Source organism: Pseudoalteromonas piratica (genome assembly GCF_000788395.1).
GTDB lineage: Bacteria > Pseudomonadota > Gammaproteobacteria > Enterobacterales > Alteromonadaceae > Pseudoalteromonas > Pseudoalteromonas piratica.
This window is the reverse complement of the sequence record NZ_CP009888.1, coordinates 199,277-215,026: the sequence shown is the minus strand read 5'-3', so window position 1 is coordinate 215,026 and position 15,750 is coordinate 199,277. Positions and strand designations below refer to the sequence as shown.

Here is a 15,750-nt window from a genome sequence, read left to right as displayed (position 1 = left end):
GAGCAAGTCATGCTGAGGCATGGATGCCGATTCAGGGCGTTTATCATAAGATTCAAATTTGTTTTGAGGATTAAGTTTGATAGTGCGGTCGCCTTTCTTTTGGTTACTTTATCTTTGGCGAAGCAAAGAAAAGTAATATGGAGCCCATGGATGGGCTTTATGAAATACAAGGAGGTGGGATTGTCTTATGCAGCAGAAACTATATGTAATAAAGACAAATGCTTAATAAAATTACACCAAGCCAAATTCTTTACCAATTCCATCCCTAATCAATCTCCTCTACAATTTAACCAGTACCCACCACACCTATAGGCACATAATTTGAAAATTCACTTTTTAGGCACTTCGTCAGCATGTCCGTCACTTAATCGTAATGTGAGTGCAACGGCGGTGAGTTTTGACTCGACTAAGTCGTGGTTGCTGGTGGACTGTGGTGAGGGCACGCAGCATCAAATTTTAAAAAGTGAACTCGCAAGCTATCACCTATCAGTGATTTTAATTACCCATTTACATGGTGATCATTGCTATGGCTTGCCGGGGTTAATTGCTTCTATTTCTCTGGCGGGGCGAAAAGAGCCAGTGCATTTAGTGGCGCCGAAAGCGGTGATTGATTTTGTATTAAGCGCACTTAAATTTACTCAAATGGAAACTGGTTTTGAGTTAATTTGCCTTGAGATTGAAGGGCTAGAACAGGCGCTTGATTTTAGCTTTTGCCAAGTGTCTATTCACCCATTAAAACACCGCGTACCGAGTGTTGCCTTTAAAATAACGGAGCGAAATATTCCGCGTAAATTGCATCTTGATAAGTTGGCCAATGACGGTATTGCAACGGGTAGCCATTATAATTTGCTGCAAAAAGGAGGCGATGTTGAATACCAAGGTAAGTTGTTACGCGCTGAAGAATATAGTTTTCCTAGCTGGCAGCCGCGTAAGGTGATTATTTGTGGCGATAACGAAAAGCCAGCATTGTTATCCAATGCGGTTGAAGATATCGATTTACTGGTGCATGAAGCGACGTTTACTCATAGTGATTTACATAAAGTTGGGATGCATACCGGGCATAGTGATGCCAAACGCATTGCTGAATTTGCCGAGTTATACCATATTCCGCGCCTTGCGCTGTTTCATTTTTCAAGCCGCTACCATGGCGAAGGCATGTTAGAACCGCTAGCAAACGAGGCAAAAAGCCACTTCAATGGCGAGTTAGTATTGGCATTTGATGGCTTAGTCGTTGAAATTGACAAACAAAAGCGCGTGTTAAGCGACTTGTCATAGAAATGACCTGTCACCAAGTGGCTAAATGGTTTAAAATAAAAGCACTTTCATAGATAGTGCGAATTCATGCCGAAAAAAGATCCTTATTTAGACCGCGAACAACAAAAATACGACAATCCAGTGCCGAGCCGAGAGTTTATTCTTGAGCATATCAGCAACCGAACTAAACCTGCCAATTTTGCCGATTTATGTGGCGAACTAAACGTGTTTGAAGAAGAGCGTCAAATCGCTTTAAAACGCCGTTTACGCGCAATGGAGCGTGACGGGCAGTTACTTTTTAATAAACTAAAATGCTACTGCATTCCAGATAAAGTCGGTTTAGTAAAAGGTAAGGTTATTGGTCATCGCGAAGGATTTGGCTTTTTAGAGCTGGATGAAGGCGGTAAAGATTGGTTTATTCCTAAACATCAAATGGAGCAAGTGCTGCATGGTGATCGTGTTTTAGCTAAACCTGCTAACATGGGTAAAAATGGCAAATGCGACGCGCGTATTGTGCGCGTACTTGAGGGCGATAGAGCACCGATTATTGGCCGTTTTTTCCGTGAACACGGCATGGCCGTTGTGGTAGCGGAAGATCCGCGTATTAGCCAAGATATTATGATTTTGCCGGGTTTTGAAGGTGATGCTAAGCACAATCAAATGGTGCAAATCGAAATCACTCAGCGCCCAAGTAAACGTATGAACGCACTTGGTAAAGTGATTGATGTACTTGGTGAACATATGGCACCAGGAATGGAGATTGAAGTTGCGCTACGTAATCACGATATTCCAAATCAATGGCCAAAAGATCTTGAACAGCAAATTGCTGGTCTAACCGACGAAGTGCTTGAAAAAGACAAAGAAGGGCGCATCGATTTACGTCATTTACCATTGGTGACGATTGATGGTGAAGACGCCCGTGACTTTGATGATGCAGTATTCTGCGAAGCGAAAAAGTCAGGTGGTTGGCGTTTGTGGGTCGCGATTGCCGATGTATCGCACTATGTTAGCAAAAACAGCCCATTAGACCGTGAAGCAATTCAACGTGGTAATTCAGTGTACTTCCCGTCAGAAGTTATTCCAATGTTGCCAAAAGTGCTGTCTAACGGGTTATGTAGTTTAAATCCGAAAGTAGACCGCCTGTGTATGGTGGCCGAAATGACGGTATCACAAACGGGTAAATTGTCAGGCTATCGTTTTTACCAAGCCGTGATGAATTCGCACGCACGCTTAACTTACACCAAAGTGGGTGAGTTATTGGGTGGCGATGAAAATGCATTAGGTGAAGAAAATGCAGCGCTTGTGCCGCATATTCGCGAATTACACTTAATGTATAAAACGCTGAAAGCAGCTCGTTTAGAGCGCGGTGCTATTGAATTTGAAACCAAAGAGCCGAAATTTATTTTTAACGCGCAGCGTAAAATCGAATCAATTGTTGCACTGAGCCGTAACGATGCACATAAACTGATTGAAGAGTGCATGATTTTAGCGAACGTTGCCGCCGCCAAGTTATTAGAAAAGCATGAAGCGCCAGCGCTTTACCGCGTACACGACGAGCCTGATCCTGAAAAGCTAATGAACTTTAGCCAGTTTTTAGGTGAGTTGGGTATTGAAGTTACTATGCCGCAAGAGCCTACGCCAAAAGAAGTGGGCGAGTTATTTGACCGATTAGAAAAGCGCCCTGAAATTGAGCTTATTCAAACCATGTTGTTACGCTCAATGAAGCAAGCGGTGTATCAGGCAGATAATATTGGTCACTTTGGCTTGGCATTAAAAGCGTATGCGCACTTTACCTCGCCAATTCGCCGTTACCCTGACTTAGTTGTGCATCGCGCAATTAAGGCAATCTTAAAAGAGCAGGGGCAAAAAACCTCGGGTGAATATGCCTATATTCAAGATGAGGTCGATCAGCTCGGTGAGCAGTGTTCGATGACCGAACGCCGCGCTGACGACGCGACCCGTGAAGTAGCCGATTGGCTTAAGTGCGAATTTATGCAAGACCGCGTAGGTGAAGTCTTTAGCGGTGTGATTTCATCGGTAACGAACTTTGGCCTATTTGTGCGCTTAAATGACTTATACATTGACGGAATGGTGCACGTTACCTCACTTGGTAACGACTACTATCATTTCGATGCGAAAAAGCATTGTTTAATTGGTGAAAATAGTCGCAAAGTATTCCGTATGGGTGATGCCATTGATGTACAAGTAGCGTCTGTTAGCCTTGATGATCGCCGCATAAATTTAACGCTTGGTGAAGAAACAGGGCAAGACCGCTATTCACGTCGTCGTGCACAAAAAGCTGTTAATGAAGCAACCAGTGTGCGCGACCAACTGCGCGCAGGGGCTATTCCTGAAAAAGGAAAAGGCAAAGGTAAGGGCAAGCCAAAACCCGCGGGGAAATCATCAGGTAAACCGACCAAGAAAAGCAAAGCAGGCAAAAAGTCTGCTAGCAAAACCAAATCAAAAGCTTCGGCTGCTAAAAAGCGTCCGGGTAAAAATGCAAGAAAACGTGCTAAGAGCTAATTAAATGAGTAACGAATTAATTTTTGGCTTTCACTCAGTGGAAGCAATTTTAAATAAAGAACCTGAACGCTTTATCGAAATTTATGCGCTAAAAGGCCGCGAAGATAAACGCTTAAATCCAATTATTAATTTGGCGCGCCAATTTGGTGTGTCTATTCAATTTATGCAGCGTAAAGCACTCGATGATAAAGCCAAAGGTGAACAGCACCAAGGGATTATTGCCCGCGTAAAAGAGGGTAAAAAGTACAACGAGAAAGATCTTGACCAGATCATTGCCAATAGCGACACGCCATTTTTATTAGTACTTGATGGCGTAACTGACCCGCATAACTTAGGTGCGTGCTTACGTAATGCTGATGCCGCAGGCGTCGATGCGATTATCGTACCGAAAGATAAATCAGCCAAACTTAATGGTACTGCGCGTAAAGTTGCCTGTGGTGCGGCTGAAACTGTACCGCTTGTACAAGTAACTAACCTTGCACGTACACTCCGTGATATTAAAGAAATGGGTGTTTGGGTTGTTGGCACTGCCGGTGAAACAGATGTTGAAGTATTTGATGCGAAACTAACAGGCCCAATGGCGATTGTAATGGGCGCTGAAGGCTCAGGTATGCGCCGCTTAACTCGAGAGCATTGCGATGAGTTGGTTAAAATTCCAATGGTGGGAACGGTATCAAGCTTAAATGTATCGGTGGCAACGGGTATTTGTTTATTTGAAGTATTGCGCCAACGCCGCGCGTAAACATCATCTTACCTATTTATTGAAAGGTCGCTTTGCGGCCTTTTTTTGTTATTAAACAGTGACCTTTTTAAGATAACAGTCTATATATTTTAAAGTTGAACTTTAAGCCATGGAACTGTTTATGTCACTGCACCAATTAATTTATCAGAGTCGCGAAACACGCATGCTTTCTAATCAGGATTTTTCAGATATTTTAGAAGTTGCTCGCAAGTTTAATGAAAGCCAAGGCATTACAGGGTGCCTTTTTTATAATGGTGGCTGGTTGTTACAAGTATTGGAAGGTGAACAAAGCACCATTGATTCGCTATATCAAAAAATAGCACGAGACGAACGTCATAAAGATTGCAACTTAATGTACTTTGAACCAGTAGGCAAACGTGTATTCTCTAAGTGGACAATGGGCATGATTAACTTAGAAACAGAGAGAGACAGCAAATACCGTGAATTAAAAACCACCATGGATGAGTTTGATTCGGGTAAAGTCTCTATCCCATTAGCGATTAAATTATTTCGTATCTTTACTCAGGATTTTACACCCAAATCGGTTTAATTTTTGTGGGATTGCTATTATCAATATAAAGCCGCCAGAAAGCGGCTTTTTTACGTTTCACAGAGTATTAAAATTTTACCTTTGGTAAGTAAGATAAATGATTTATCTCTGTCTTTGCTTGATTTACTCCACTCTCAATATTCCAAAATGCACAGCAAAATTTAATCATTATTTTATGATTTTTTATCTGCAGCATGTCTTAGAACCTACCTGCGGATAAAATGGATATGCAGACGATGTATAAACTACACTTTTAACAAGCTACCTAGTCTTGGTATAATGATTAATTCACTGTCGCTTTGAGAATGATGTATGTTCAAGTTTATCGTTAAATTACACCCTGAAATATCGATTAAAAGTAAATCGGTTCGCAAACGTTTTACCAAGCTTTTGGCATCGAATATTAAAAACATGGTTATTCGCGTTCATGAAGATGCGAAAGTAATTCAAAACTGGGACAACATTGTTGTGATGTGTAAAAGCCAAGATGAAGCAACGCGCCTTGGCTTAATTGATGCGCTTAAACGTGTACCGGGTATTGTGCAATTCATTGAAGTACAAGAAACCACATTTGAATCGTTAGATGATATTTATCAAGTTGCACTTTCGCTTAATAAGGATTCTTTAAAAGGAAAAACCTTCTGCGTACGCTGTAAGCGTCAAGGTAAGCATGACTTCACATCGAGCGACGTTGAGCGTTACGTTGGCGGCGGCTTGAATCAAAATATTGAGGGTGCGCAAGTAAAACTGCAAAAGCCTGAAGTTACGGTAAAAATTGAAGTTAAAAACGAGTTTGCTTACATCGTAAAAGAAACGCACCTCGGTTTGGGCGGCTTCCCGCTTCCTACTCAAGAAGATGTGTTAAGTTTAATGTCGGGTGGTTTTGACTCAGGCGTCGCAAGTTATTTAATGATGCGTAAAGGCGCGCGTACTCACTTCTTATTCTTTAATTTAGGTGGCGCAACACACGAAATTGGTGTGAAGCAAGCGAGCTATTATTTATGGAAACAATTTAGCTCGACGCACCGTGTAAAGTTTATCAAAGTAGACTTTGAACCTGTGGTTGCGGAAATTTTAGAGAACATTGAAAACAGCCAAATGGGTGTAGTGCTTAAGCGTATGATGATGCGCGCTGGTAGTGCAATAGCGCAAAAGCTTGGCATTGATGCATTAGTAACAGGTGAAAGTGTTGGTCAGGTTTCGAGTCAAACATTAGCAAACTTAAATGTGATTGACCGTGTAACTGAAACCTTAATTTTACGCCCATTAATTCAACATGATAAACAAGAAATTATCGATATTGCGCGTAAAATTGGCACCTCAGAAATGGCAGAAGCCATGCCTGAATTCTGTGGTGTAATCTCTAAAAAACCAACGGTAAAAGCTAAACTTGATAAGATCATCGCTGAAGAAGAAAACTTTGATTTTGATGTGCTTGATACAGTTGTAAATAATGCACGTATTATGTGTATTAAAGAGATTGAAGCTGAAACGAAAGAAGAAGTTAAAGAAGCCGAATCGGCAGCTGAATTGCCAGAAGGTGCAATTGTGATTGATATTCGCTCACCGGAAGAAGAAGATCACGATCCATTAGAGCTTGATGGCATTGAGGTAAAACACCTACCGTTTTATAAATTAGCAACTCAGTTTGGTGATTTACCTAAAGGTGAAGACTATTACTTATATTGTAAAAAAGGCGTGATGAGCCAATTACAGGCGTTGATTTTACACGAGGAAGGGTATACCAATGTTAAGGTTTACCGTCCTGAATAAGCGCTAAAAAGCGAGAGTTAAATGGGGTTGGATAGCAATATTCAGCCCCTTTTTTATGGATGTAACCACAAATACTGTTGATTTCAGTTTGCTGCTGTTTAAACACATCACGATTCATTGATGAATAATTTTGCGCTGTAGCACGCATTACACGGTAAGCACTTTCAAGTGCACCACTAAGCGATATGTTCACACTTTCTTTATTGGCGATAAACACAGCTTCATTTACCAGGCCAAAAATATCACTAGCAAAGTGCGGCGAAACAAGTGCACCATTTTTAACTTGATGCACAGCGGTTAATGGATTAATCGCAATATTAATAATCAGCTTTTGCCACAGTAATGCGTTAATGTTTTGTTCAATACTGATATTTGGCAATGCATTTAACAAGTACTCAATAGTTTGCGTTTTTTGACTATGAATGTTTAACGCGCCAATAAAACTTGCACCAAAGCCGGTGTGTTCTATAGCAAAATCTGCGCGTTTAAGTGCCGCCATGCTAGTGGTTAAAAAAAACAGATTTTGTGTAGTGAGCGATTGGCTAATTTCCGTAAGGTTGGGCATGCCATTATGGCTGAATATAACTGTGGCGCTGTTGTTTATCTTATTTTGCAGTTGGGTTAAAACGTTTGTGACTTGGTAGGATTTAGTTGGAATAAAGAGGTTATCAATCGCGTTTATTTCATCAATCGTCACTGTTTCGATTGAGAGTGTTTCAACCACGAGGTCAAGGGTTTTAACCGTTATACACTCAGTGTTTTTGGTTTTGCTGCGCACAATAAGTTTGACATCAAATTCGCTGTGCAGAAACCGGGCGAACAACAAACCAATGGCGCCGTGGCCAACAATATAGAGCTTAGGCTTGTTCACTTTGTTTCGCTTTTGCATGGCGTTTATGCCATACAGCACTGATCAGTAAGTAACTAAGAATACCCGCGACATCAGCGACAAAGTCAGCAAAAGAGGCTTGGCGATGAGGGATCATACCCTGTACATATTCAACACCTGCACCATAGGCAGCCAAAATTACAATATAGAGCCAAATTGGTGCTTTAAATGCACGTTTTAAAAAGCCGGTTAAAATAAAAAACACGCCGAAATGAGCTAATTTATCAATGTGAGTAATACTTGAAACAGAAGACTTCACTTCTTTAAAAAACAGTAGGCTGCAGGCAATGATAATAATGATAAATAATGCCTGATAAATACGACGGCTCACACAAAACATCCTCAAAAATATGAAAGGCGAGTATATCAAATAGAATTACGCGACAATATGAAAAATTTGTAAGTTTAAATACGCCCTTTAAAATACTAATTTAATCAAATAGCTAATCATGCTTGCAGCTAAATTTATCGGTGTAGAGTGATTACATAAATTAAATTTTGTCTTGTTAGCAATTCATTTATTCACTGCTAGATCTGATCACATACTAAATAATATTGGTATAATCGCATCATTAGCATATTACGGAGATAAACAATGCCTTCATTTGATATCGTTTCTGAAGTAGAAATGACTGAAGCAAAAAACGCGGTTGATAATTCAAATCGTGAATTAGATACTCGCTATGATTTTAGAGGGGTCGAAGCCTCATTTGAATTCGCTAAAGAAATTATCACAATGAAAGCGGATTCTGATTTTCAGCTTAATCAGATGTTCGATATTCTTGCCGCTAAAGCAGTTAAGCGCGGACTAGACGTGAAAAGCTTTGAAGTGAAAGATGTGGTTCACACGGGTAAAACTTACTCGCAACAAGTGATGATTAAGCAGGGTATTGAAAAAGATATCGCTAAAAAAATTGTCAAACTAATCAAAGATTCAAAGGTAAAAGTACAGTCTGCGATTCAGGGCGAAGAAGTGCGTGTTACGGGTAAAAAACGTGATGACTTACAAGCAATTATGCAACTTGTAAGAGAAGCTGATTTAGGCCAACCATTTCAGTTTAAAAACTTCCGCGATTAAGTAAAGTTAAAAAAAGAGTCACATATGTGGCTCTTTTTTTATGGGTAACGTTAGCGTCTTCTGCGCAAACTAATTAGGGTGAGAAGCCCTAATATGGTAAATAAACTACCACCCGAAGAACTGGATGTTGCTTCTGTTGTTGGAGGGGCAATATTTTTAACAGTTACTTGAACACTTGCTGTGCTGGTTAGCAATTGGTCGCTCACCGTAACTTCAAATGTCAGTACTTGATCGCTTTCAACGTTAGGTGCTGTAAATATTAAGTTTGCTTGATCCGAACTAGTTAGGGTCACTGTTGGGCCACTGGTTTGTTGCCAGCTGTAATAAAGTTCATCACCATCAGGGTCGCTCGACTGTGCACTTAACGTAACGGTTGCACCTTCATTTACCGATAAATTATCACCGATTGTAACAACTGGCGCTTGATTTGAACGCTTAATGTCAATTGGAATATGAACACCTGAAGATCCTTTGCCGTCCGATACCGAAACAAATAAATTAATTGCGCTATCAGTGGTTACATCCGGAGCATTAAAGCTCAGAACATTACTGGTATTGCCCGATAGTTCAATTGCTGGTCCTGAAATTTGTTGCCACTCATAAGTTAACGCATCCCCATCCTCATCAGTTGCAGAGACGGTTATTGTGACTAACTCATTCGCTAATACTGATTGTGGTGCGTCAATTTCGACAACGGGTAATTTGTTAACATTTAATACATTAACCGTAATAAAGGCGCTAGTGTTGCCTTTTCCATCATCTGCGGTCAGTTTAAACGTAAGGCTTTCGTCTTCTTGTACTTGTGGGGCTGTAAAGTTTAGATCTGCACTTGTAGTATCTGCAATGGTCACTTCAGTACCTGACATTTGTTGCCAAAGTAATGTGATAGGGTCGTTATCAGCATCACTCACGCTCGCAGTTACCGCAACGGGTTCACCTTCGGCAATGTAAACCGTGGTTTCAAGTTGAATAATCGGTAGTAAGTTATTATCTACTGTGTCTTCTACTTCAAGGTAATCCAGATAATGCGAAATTAGCGCAGATTTACTGCCGGCAGATAAATGTCTCAATGAGCAGGTATTCACGATGAGTTTGCTATTATTGATAGCGCCTTGAATACCACATGGGCCTGCCTCATTTTTCCATTTACCCTCTGTGTTATCGTAAAACCAACCTTTTGCGTTTAGAAAGGGTGTCGCATTTTGCTGTGAAACAAACTCAGAACTCGGTGGTGAAATACTTTCTTCAGCAATGATGGTTTGACTGATAGTTTGTCCATTACTTAAGGGAATACTATCCACTTGCTCTACACGCACATCGGTATTGAGCACGGCCAAACCGAGTGTATTTGTAAGCTCTGGGGATAGACTCAGAACATTTTCACCAGCGATGATAAGTTTGCTGTTAAAGCGCGAGTAGTTATCAATAAATGACACTTCTTCACTGCTTGCTTTTCGGTTTCTGTCAAATGCTTGCAGTGTGTCATCATCAAGTTTTTTCCAAGGTGTACGAGACTCACCAAAATCGATGGAGACAAATTTAAAATTAGTGCTGGTTAGCGGGAATAAAAACTCTGAATAGTAAACAGGCAAGCTCAAGCTATCATAAATTTGTTTTGTTTCAGCGTTTAAGGAATGATCTAAATGAAAGTGGACTGCGGAAGATTCACCGTTATAAGCAAATACTTTCAGGTGTTCAGCGCTTTTGTAACCTTCTGCAGTGACTGCATTAAACTGTAAGTTTAATTGCCCATTTTCAGTAATAAACTCTGCAAAATTGACATCAAAAGGTGCTGATAGTGTATGTTTAAGTTCGCCATTAATTAATAACTCAACATGATCAACTTGAGATAAGTTGTCACTGCTAATCGTGGCTTGTGCATTGTGAGCAATCAATGATTTATCGCTTATTGAGTCGACTGAAATCGTCGCAATACTTGGGTAAACTTGAGCATTAAAGGTGGCCGCACTGCCATCTGTATTGAGGTTTAGAATTTCTACACCAGTATGTTTTGCAGCGTAGTTCTTACTCGCAGGCTGAGTTAGAGGTGAAAAGCTATCGCCGGTAGTAAAAATGTCGTTTTCATCAGCGTAGGCTGCTGCTAGCTCAATTTCATTTAAGTTATCTGCCTGAATAAGGCGAATAAGTTTGTTATCTGAATAACTATTATCGTTGGCAAAGTAGCCCCAGTTATTGAGCTCTGCATTAATGTGCCAAATGTTTAGCCCTTCGGCATTGATATTGGCATCATTTCCCGTTTTGTTTCGGTATTGCACAATAAAGTATTCGTCGTACTTGTTGGTTGCGGCTGTGTCTGGACGCAAAATTAATGCATCTTGGCTGCTTGAGCTAGGTGACAGTTGGTAATTTGTTGCAGACGTTGTGGCAAATTCGGGTGTTAACCAACCTAATGCAAATTTACTAAAGGCGCTATGGTCTGAGCCATTATTATCCATCATGTCCATGCCACCAGTGCCACCGCGCGGGCCAACACTGTCGTCATAGTCATAATAATCCGGTAAGCCAAGTGCGTGACCCGTTTCATGAATGAGTACCAGCGGCGAAAAGGCATCTCCCTCGTTATAAGCCAACCACTGCCATGAAATAGTACTAATTGTTTTGCCGTCAACGGTAAAGCTATTATCACCAAAACCAGAGAAAGTGCCCCACCAAAGACTTGCCCATTCTCCCGGCGGCCCCGTCCAAATAACAGCAACGTAATCAATATCACCATCGCCATCATTATCGTATTGGCTAAAGTCATGGCCGAGTGCATCATGGTGCTCAATGGCTTCTTTGATTATTTGCTGTTTTACTTCAGCGGCGTTTGTGCCATCGTCAAGCGGTCGGTTGTAGCTGGTTTGATACCAATCGAGAACGTTACCTTGAATATCGAGTTGGTTATATGACGCCCGTTGGTAAAAAGCGCGTTGGCTTTCAAAGGGAAAGCTTGCAGCTTCGCCTTCGCCAAAAATTTTATTGGCAATGGCATTTTGGGTGTTATTTTCAGTATGTAAGTAATCGGGAAATTCAACCAATAATACCAACATCTTAGGCGAGCCTAAACTTGGAAAATAGCCATCAAATGGGTCGGCCTCGTTTACTGTATTTTGAATAGTTCGCAGTTGCGGTAAATGATGTAAGCGCTTGTGGTTACCATACGACTTTGCTTGCAAAGCGCGCTGGCTAAGCGTTTTTTCAGCTTTATAACGCTCTAACTGTTCTTGCGTGGGAGGTTGTAAGGCATGTGTGTGTAATGTCATAAGTGCACTACAGGCAAGTAGTAACTTAGTTAAGTGTTTCATAGTTGAATCCGCCGCAATTCTTTTATCGCTGTGTGAGTAATTTAGTTTACTCCGAAATGACCGATTATAGAAACAGTTACTAAGCTGTGGCAGAGGATCTGCTTTTCTAGCAGTTTAGACATCCAAAATTGACATTTCTACCTATCCCCTCCACAATACGCGCCTAAATTTATAGCCTATTGGTGCCGTTTATTTTTTTGTTAGTTGCTTCATGGTGAAGCTGAGCTTAAAGATACACGGATAATCGGGAAGTTGGTGTTTAAGCATGAAGCTTATTAAATCCAACGCTGCCCCCGCAACGGTGATGTGGTTGCCTTTGATTAGAACAAGCACTCAGCCCGGAGACCGGCCAGTTGGTTTTCACTAACTATTTACATTGTGCGGTGGGCACAAGGGGATAATATGTATCACAAATCAACGTTAGGTTTGGCGCTCGGCCTTGCCTTATCTTCTTCACATGCTTTAGCAAACGAACCAGTTAATAACGATATTGAAACTATCGTGGTTACAGCAAATAAGCTGGAACAGTCTATTGATCAAACGCTTGCCAGCGTGCAAGTGATTGGCCGTGCTGAAATAGAACAACTCAATGTGCGTGACGTTCTTAGTCTGCTTGAAACACAAGCGGGCATTCAAGTAAATCGCAATGGTGGACAAGGACAAAATGCTAGCCTGTTTGTGCGCGGTTTAGAGTCTCGTTATTCACTGATTTTAGTTGATGGCGTTCGCGTAGGTTCGGCAACTTTAGGTTACAAAAGCTTATCCACAATGCCACTTAATGCAGTTGAACGCATTGAGGTAGTAAAAGGTTCGCGTGCTGCACAATATGGTTCAGATGCGTTAGCCGGCGTGATTAATATTATTACCCGCAAAGCACAAGGCCATAGCATTGCATTTACTTCTGGTTCAGACAGCTATGCAAGCTTAGAAGGTACATCTCGTTTTTCAACTGAGCATGTTGATGTTGCGCTTAATGCAGGTTACGAGCGAACTGTTGGTTTTGATGTTTTAGAAAATGACGTCACTAATTTTGCCGATCCAGACCAAGATGGTTACGATAATTTTAACCTTGGCGTAAACCTTACTCACAATAACGAGGCGCTGGGTCAGTTTGGCTTAGTAGCGCAATATTCAACGGGCGAAGTAGAGTTTGATAATTACTACGATTACCAAGAATCAACAGCAGATAAAACAGAGTATGAAAACTACCATGTAAATGCGAATTGGTTTAAAGCTGTTGGTGCATTCAGTCATAAAGTAGATGCTTCGTTCAGCCAAGATCAAGATGATAGCTTTGGTACTGGCGATAGTTCTCGCTTTGCAACCGAGCGTGTGCAGCTAGACTACCTGTCAACTTATGACTTTTCTGATCGCATTGATTTCAATGGTGGTTTAAATTGGCATCAAGATAAGATTGATGTAACTAACAATTATGATGCAACACGCCGTGATGCTTATGCTGTTTTTGTTGGTGCTTTTTATGATGATGAGACGTTCCTAGCAAACCTTGCTGTACGCCATGATGATTATGAAGATGTGGGGTCAGAGCAAACTTATAACCTTGCTGGTGGTTACTACTTGCATGAAAATGCGGTTTTACGCTTAAGTCAAAGTACTGGTTTTAAAGCGCCAACGTTTAATGATTTATACTATCCAGGCTCAGGCAATGCAGCACTTGAAGCAGAAACTTCTTTAAACCGTGAACTTGGCTTACGCGTTGATTTTGACAATGTATCCGTTGATGTTGCTGTTTTTCGTAATGAGCTGACTAATAAAATTGCATGGGCACCAGCGCCAACAGCAGATAATCCGTGGCGTTGGTCACCATTTAATATTGACGAAGCGCGTTATGAAGGTGTGGAATTAACTACTCAGTTTGCGTTTTGGGGCTTTAATAACGCATTTAATGTGAGCTACATTGATGCACAAAAGGTGGATAATTCGCCAGACGCATTAACACGCTACAGTGACCTACCATTTGTTTCAAATGAAAATGTTCGCTATAGCATTGCGAAACAATGGCATGGCTTAGATGTAACATTAAGCGTGGCATATCAGTCAGAACAGAAGTCGACGTTAATAACCAAAATTCCATCACATACAATTTGGGATTTAGCGGCTAACTATCAGATTCAACAGCAATTAACCGTTACTGCACGTGTCGAAAACCTGTTTGATAAGGAATATATTCCAAGTCAAGGATATGGCGTAGATAACAATGGTGATTGGGTAAGCGATGCGTTTTACCATTACAACGAAATAGGTCGTCAGTTATTTGTTGGACTTAGCTACGACTTCTAATTAGAACAGATTATTTTGCCTTAAAGCCGCATTTAGCGGCTTTTTTATTGCGTTAATAAATCTGCATAGTTGGTTTCAAACTTCGCAATTTTAGGTCCTATCATAATACTGCAGTAGGGTTGATTTGGGTTATCAGTGTAATAGTCTTGGTGATAGGTTTCGGCAGCATAAAAGCGCTCTGCAGGGCATAACTGAGTCACCACCTTATCTGCCAAAAGCATCTGTTGGCTTGCCAGCATTTTTAAACTTGCGAGCTTCTGTATTTCATCTAAGTAAAAAATAACGCTACGGTATTGCGTGCCGACATCATTACCTTGTCGATTGAGTTGCGTTGGGTCGTGTAAATCAAAAAAGAGTTGCAACAGGGTTGAGTAACTCACTATTTTCTCATCAAAATCTATTTTTACTACTTCAGCGTGACCTGATTGACCCGTGCATATATCTTGATAGGTTGGGTTCTCAATCTGCCCACCGCTGTAACCCGATGTTACAGATTGCACACCTTTGACACGACGAAAGGCTGCATCGATACACCAAAAGCAGCCGCCACCCAAAATTGCTGTTTGCATTGTATTTAATCTATTTGGTTTTTACTTTCGTAAAGGTTATTACAGACAGACAAGGAACGGCAAGATGAAAAAAAGTTTAATTATCGGAGCCGGTGGTATTGGACTCGCTGTAGCAGAGCAACTCCATCAGCAAAATGATCACAGTATTACCCTTATCACTAGTAATAAAGCGTTAGCAAGCGACACGCGGTTTAATGTAATGCTGGTCGAAAATCATAGCGAAGAACAAGTGGCGAGCTGTTTAGCAACGTTATCAGTTAAATTTGATCAAGTTTTTTGTTGCTTAGGCATGCTTCATCAAGACCAAATTCAACCAGAGAAGAATCTCTCGCAGTGGCGAGTTGAATCGGCGATGGCATTAATGCAAGCCAATGCGTTTGCCCCAATGAGTTACCTTGTGCATTTACAAAAGCGATTAGCCCCCAACTGCAAATTGGCATTTTTATCAGCGCGGGTTGGTAGTATCAGTGATAATCGTTTGGGCGGATGGTATAGCTATCGCATGGCCAAAGCAGCACTCAATATGGCAATTAAAACCGCCAGTGTGGAACTTGCTCGAAGTAATAAAGGCATGTGTGTCTTTGCCTTTCATCCTGGCACTACAGATACTAAGTTATCAAAGCCATTTCAGCGCAATGTGCCTGCGGAGAAATTATTTACCGCGCAGTTTAGTGCTGAGTGCCTAATTCGCTTAATGTCACAAGTGAATGAAAAAGATAGTGGACGATTTTTTGCGTGGGATGGGCAAGAGATAGAGTGGTAGCTT

The 15,750-nt window shown here is 41.1% G+C and carries 12 protein-coding genes and 1 riboswitch; of the genes, 8 read left to right on the top strand and 4 right to left on the bottom strand.

The window, feature by feature from the left end; translation table 11 throughout:
• Positions 1-321 precede the first annotated feature (321 nt).
• The 5 genes from OM33_RS00915 (at position 322) to thiI (ending at position 6,842) form a co-directional block, all read left to right on the top strand.
• Positions 322-1,275 (top strand): ribonuclease Z, encoded by a 954-nt coding sequence (locus OM33_RS00915; RefSeq protein ID WP_199922472.1) that lies wholly within the window; start codon positions 322-324, stop codon positions 1,273-1,275.
• Positions 1,276-1,341: 66 nt separating this feature from the next.
• Entirely contained in the window at positions 1,342-3,777 is a 2,436-nt protein-coding gene (gene rnr, locus OM33_RS00910; RefSeq protein WP_038637526.1) for a ribonuclease R, read from the top strand.
• A 4-nt stretch (positions 3,778-3,781) separates the two neighbouring features.
• Complete coding sequence (rlmB, locus tag OM33_RS00905; RefSeq protein ID WP_010562064.1) at positions 3,782-4,519, top strand: 23S rRNA (guanosine(2251)-2'-O)-methyltransferase RlmB; 738 nt, start codon at positions 3,782-3,784, stop codon at positions 4,517-4,519.
• 121 nt (positions 4,520-4,640) lie between these two features.
• A complete protein-coding gene (locus OM33_RS00900) occupies positions 4,641-5,069 on the top strand; it encodes a BLUF domain-containing protein (RefSeq protein ID WP_038637523.1) in 429 nt (142 codons plus the stop codon).
• Positions 5,070-5,381: 312 nt separating this feature from the next.
• Positions 5,382-6,842 (top strand): tRNA uracil 4-sulfurtransferase ThiI, encoded by a 1,461-nt coding sequence (thiI, locus tag OM33_RS00895; RefSeq protein WP_038637521.1) that lies wholly within the window; start codon positions 5,382-5,384, stop codon positions 6,840-6,842.
• Here thiI and OM33_RS00890 read toward each other — a convergent pair.
• Positions 6,820-7,731 (bottom strand): ketopantoate reductase family protein, encoded by a 912-nt coding sequence (locus OM33_RS00890; protein WP_052140843.1) that lies wholly within the window; start codon positions 7,729-7,731, stop codon positions 6,820-6,822. The genes thiI and OM33_RS00890 overlap by 23 nt on opposite strands.
• Entirely contained in the window at positions 7,700-8,071 is a 372-nt protein-coding gene (locus tag OM33_RS00885) for a VanZ family protein (RefSeq protein ID WP_324607045.1), read from the bottom strand. Before OM33_RS00885 ends, OM33_RS00890 begins: the two co-directional genes overlap by 32 nt.
• A 255-nt stretch (positions 8,072-8,326) precedes the next feature.
• Here OM33_RS00885 and OM33_RS00880 point away from each other — a divergent pair, with 255 nt between their 5' ends.
• On the top strand, positions 8,327-8,809 hold the full coding sequence (locus tag OM33_RS00880; RefSeq protein ID WP_038637515.1) for a YajQ family cyclic di-GMP-binding protein: 483 nt from the start codon (positions 8,327-8,329) through the stop codon (positions 8,807-8,809).
• Between the two features lie 50 nt (positions 8,810-8,859).
• Here OM33_RS00880 and OM33_RS21895 read toward each other — a convergent pair whose 3' ends face one another.
• Entirely contained in the window at positions 8,860-12,114 is a 3,255-nt protein-coding gene (locus OM33_RS21895; protein ID WP_052140842.1) for a M6 family metalloprotease domain-containing protein, read from the bottom strand.
• A 188-nt stretch (positions 12,115-12,302) separates the two neighbouring features.
• Positions 12,303-12,482: riboswitch (cobalamin riboswitch) on the top strand.
• A 34-nt stretch (positions 12,483-12,516) separates the two neighbouring features.
• On the opposite strand from OM33_RS21895, the gene OM33_RS00870 reads away from it, so the two are divergent.
• Complete coding sequence (locus OM33_RS00870; RefSeq protein WP_038637512.1) at positions 12,517-14,415, top strand: TonB-dependent receptor domain-containing protein; 1,899 nt, start codon at positions 12,517-12,519, stop codon at positions 14,413-14,415.
• A 44-nt stretch (positions 14,416-14,459) separates the two neighbouring features.
• Here the strand turns inward: OM33_RS00870 and msrA are convergent, their stop codons facing one another.
• Positions 14,460-14,984, bottom strand: coding sequence for a peptide-methionine (S)-S-oxide reductase MsrA (gene msrA, locus OM33_RS00865; RefSeq protein WP_038637510.1), 525 nt, complete (start codon positions 14,982-14,984; stop codon positions 14,460-14,462).
• A 64-nt stretch (positions 14,985-15,048) separates the two neighbouring features.
• On the opposite strand from msrA, the gene OM33_RS00860 reads away from it, so the two are divergent.
• Complete coding sequence (locus OM33_RS00860) at positions 15,049-15,747, top strand: SDR family oxidoreductase (protein ID WP_038637507.1); 699 nt, start codon at positions 15,049-15,051, stop codon at positions 15,745-15,747.
• Positions 15,748-15,750: the final 3 nt, after the last annotated feature.

Excerpts from the sequence above, each read along its gene's own strand:
- OM33_RS00880 (WP_038637515.1), top strand. The coding sequence starts at position 8,327 with ATGCCTTCATTTGATATCGTTTCTGAAGTAGAAATGACTGAAGCAAAA.
- rlmB (WP_010562064.1), top strand. The coding sequence starts at position 3,782 with ATGAGTAACGAATTAATTTTTGGCTTTCACTCAGTGGAAGCAATTTTA.
- OM33_RS00900 (WP_038637523.1), top strand. The coding sequence starts at position 4,641 with ATGTCACTGCACCAATTAATTTATCAGAGTCGCGAAACACGCATGCTT.
- thiI (WP_038637521.1), top strand. The coding sequence starts at position 5,382 with ATGTTCAAGTTTATCGTTAAATTACACCCTGAAATATCGATTAAAAGT.
- OM33_RS00860 (WP_038637507.1), top strand. The coding sequence starts at position 15,049 with ATGAAAAAAAGTTTAATTATCGGAGCCGGTGGTATTGGACTCGCTGTA.
- rnr (WP_038637526.1), top strand. The coding sequence starts at position 1,342 with ATGCCGAAAAAAGATCCTTATTTAGACCGCGAACAACAAAAATACGAC.
- OM33_RS00890 (WP_052140843.1), bottom strand. The coding sequence starts at position 7,731 with ATGCAAAAGCGAAACAAAGTGAACAAGCCTAAGCTCTATATTGTTGGC.
- OM33_RS00870 (WP_038637512.1), top strand. The coding sequence starts at position 12,517 with ATGTATCACAAATCAACGTTAGGTTTGGCGCTCGGCCTTGCCTTATCT.
- OM33_RS21895 (WP_052140842.1), bottom strand. The coding sequence starts at position 12,114 with ATGAAACACTTAACTAAGTTACTACTTGCCTGTAGTGCACTTATGACA.
- OM33_RS00885 (WP_324607045.1), bottom strand. The coding sequence starts at position 8,071 with ATGTTTTGTGTGAGCCGTCGTATTTATCAGGCATTATTTATCATTATT.
- msrA (WP_038637510.1), bottom strand. The coding sequence starts at position 14,984 with ATGCAAACAGCAATTTTGGGTGGCGGCTGCTTTTGGTGTATCGATGCA.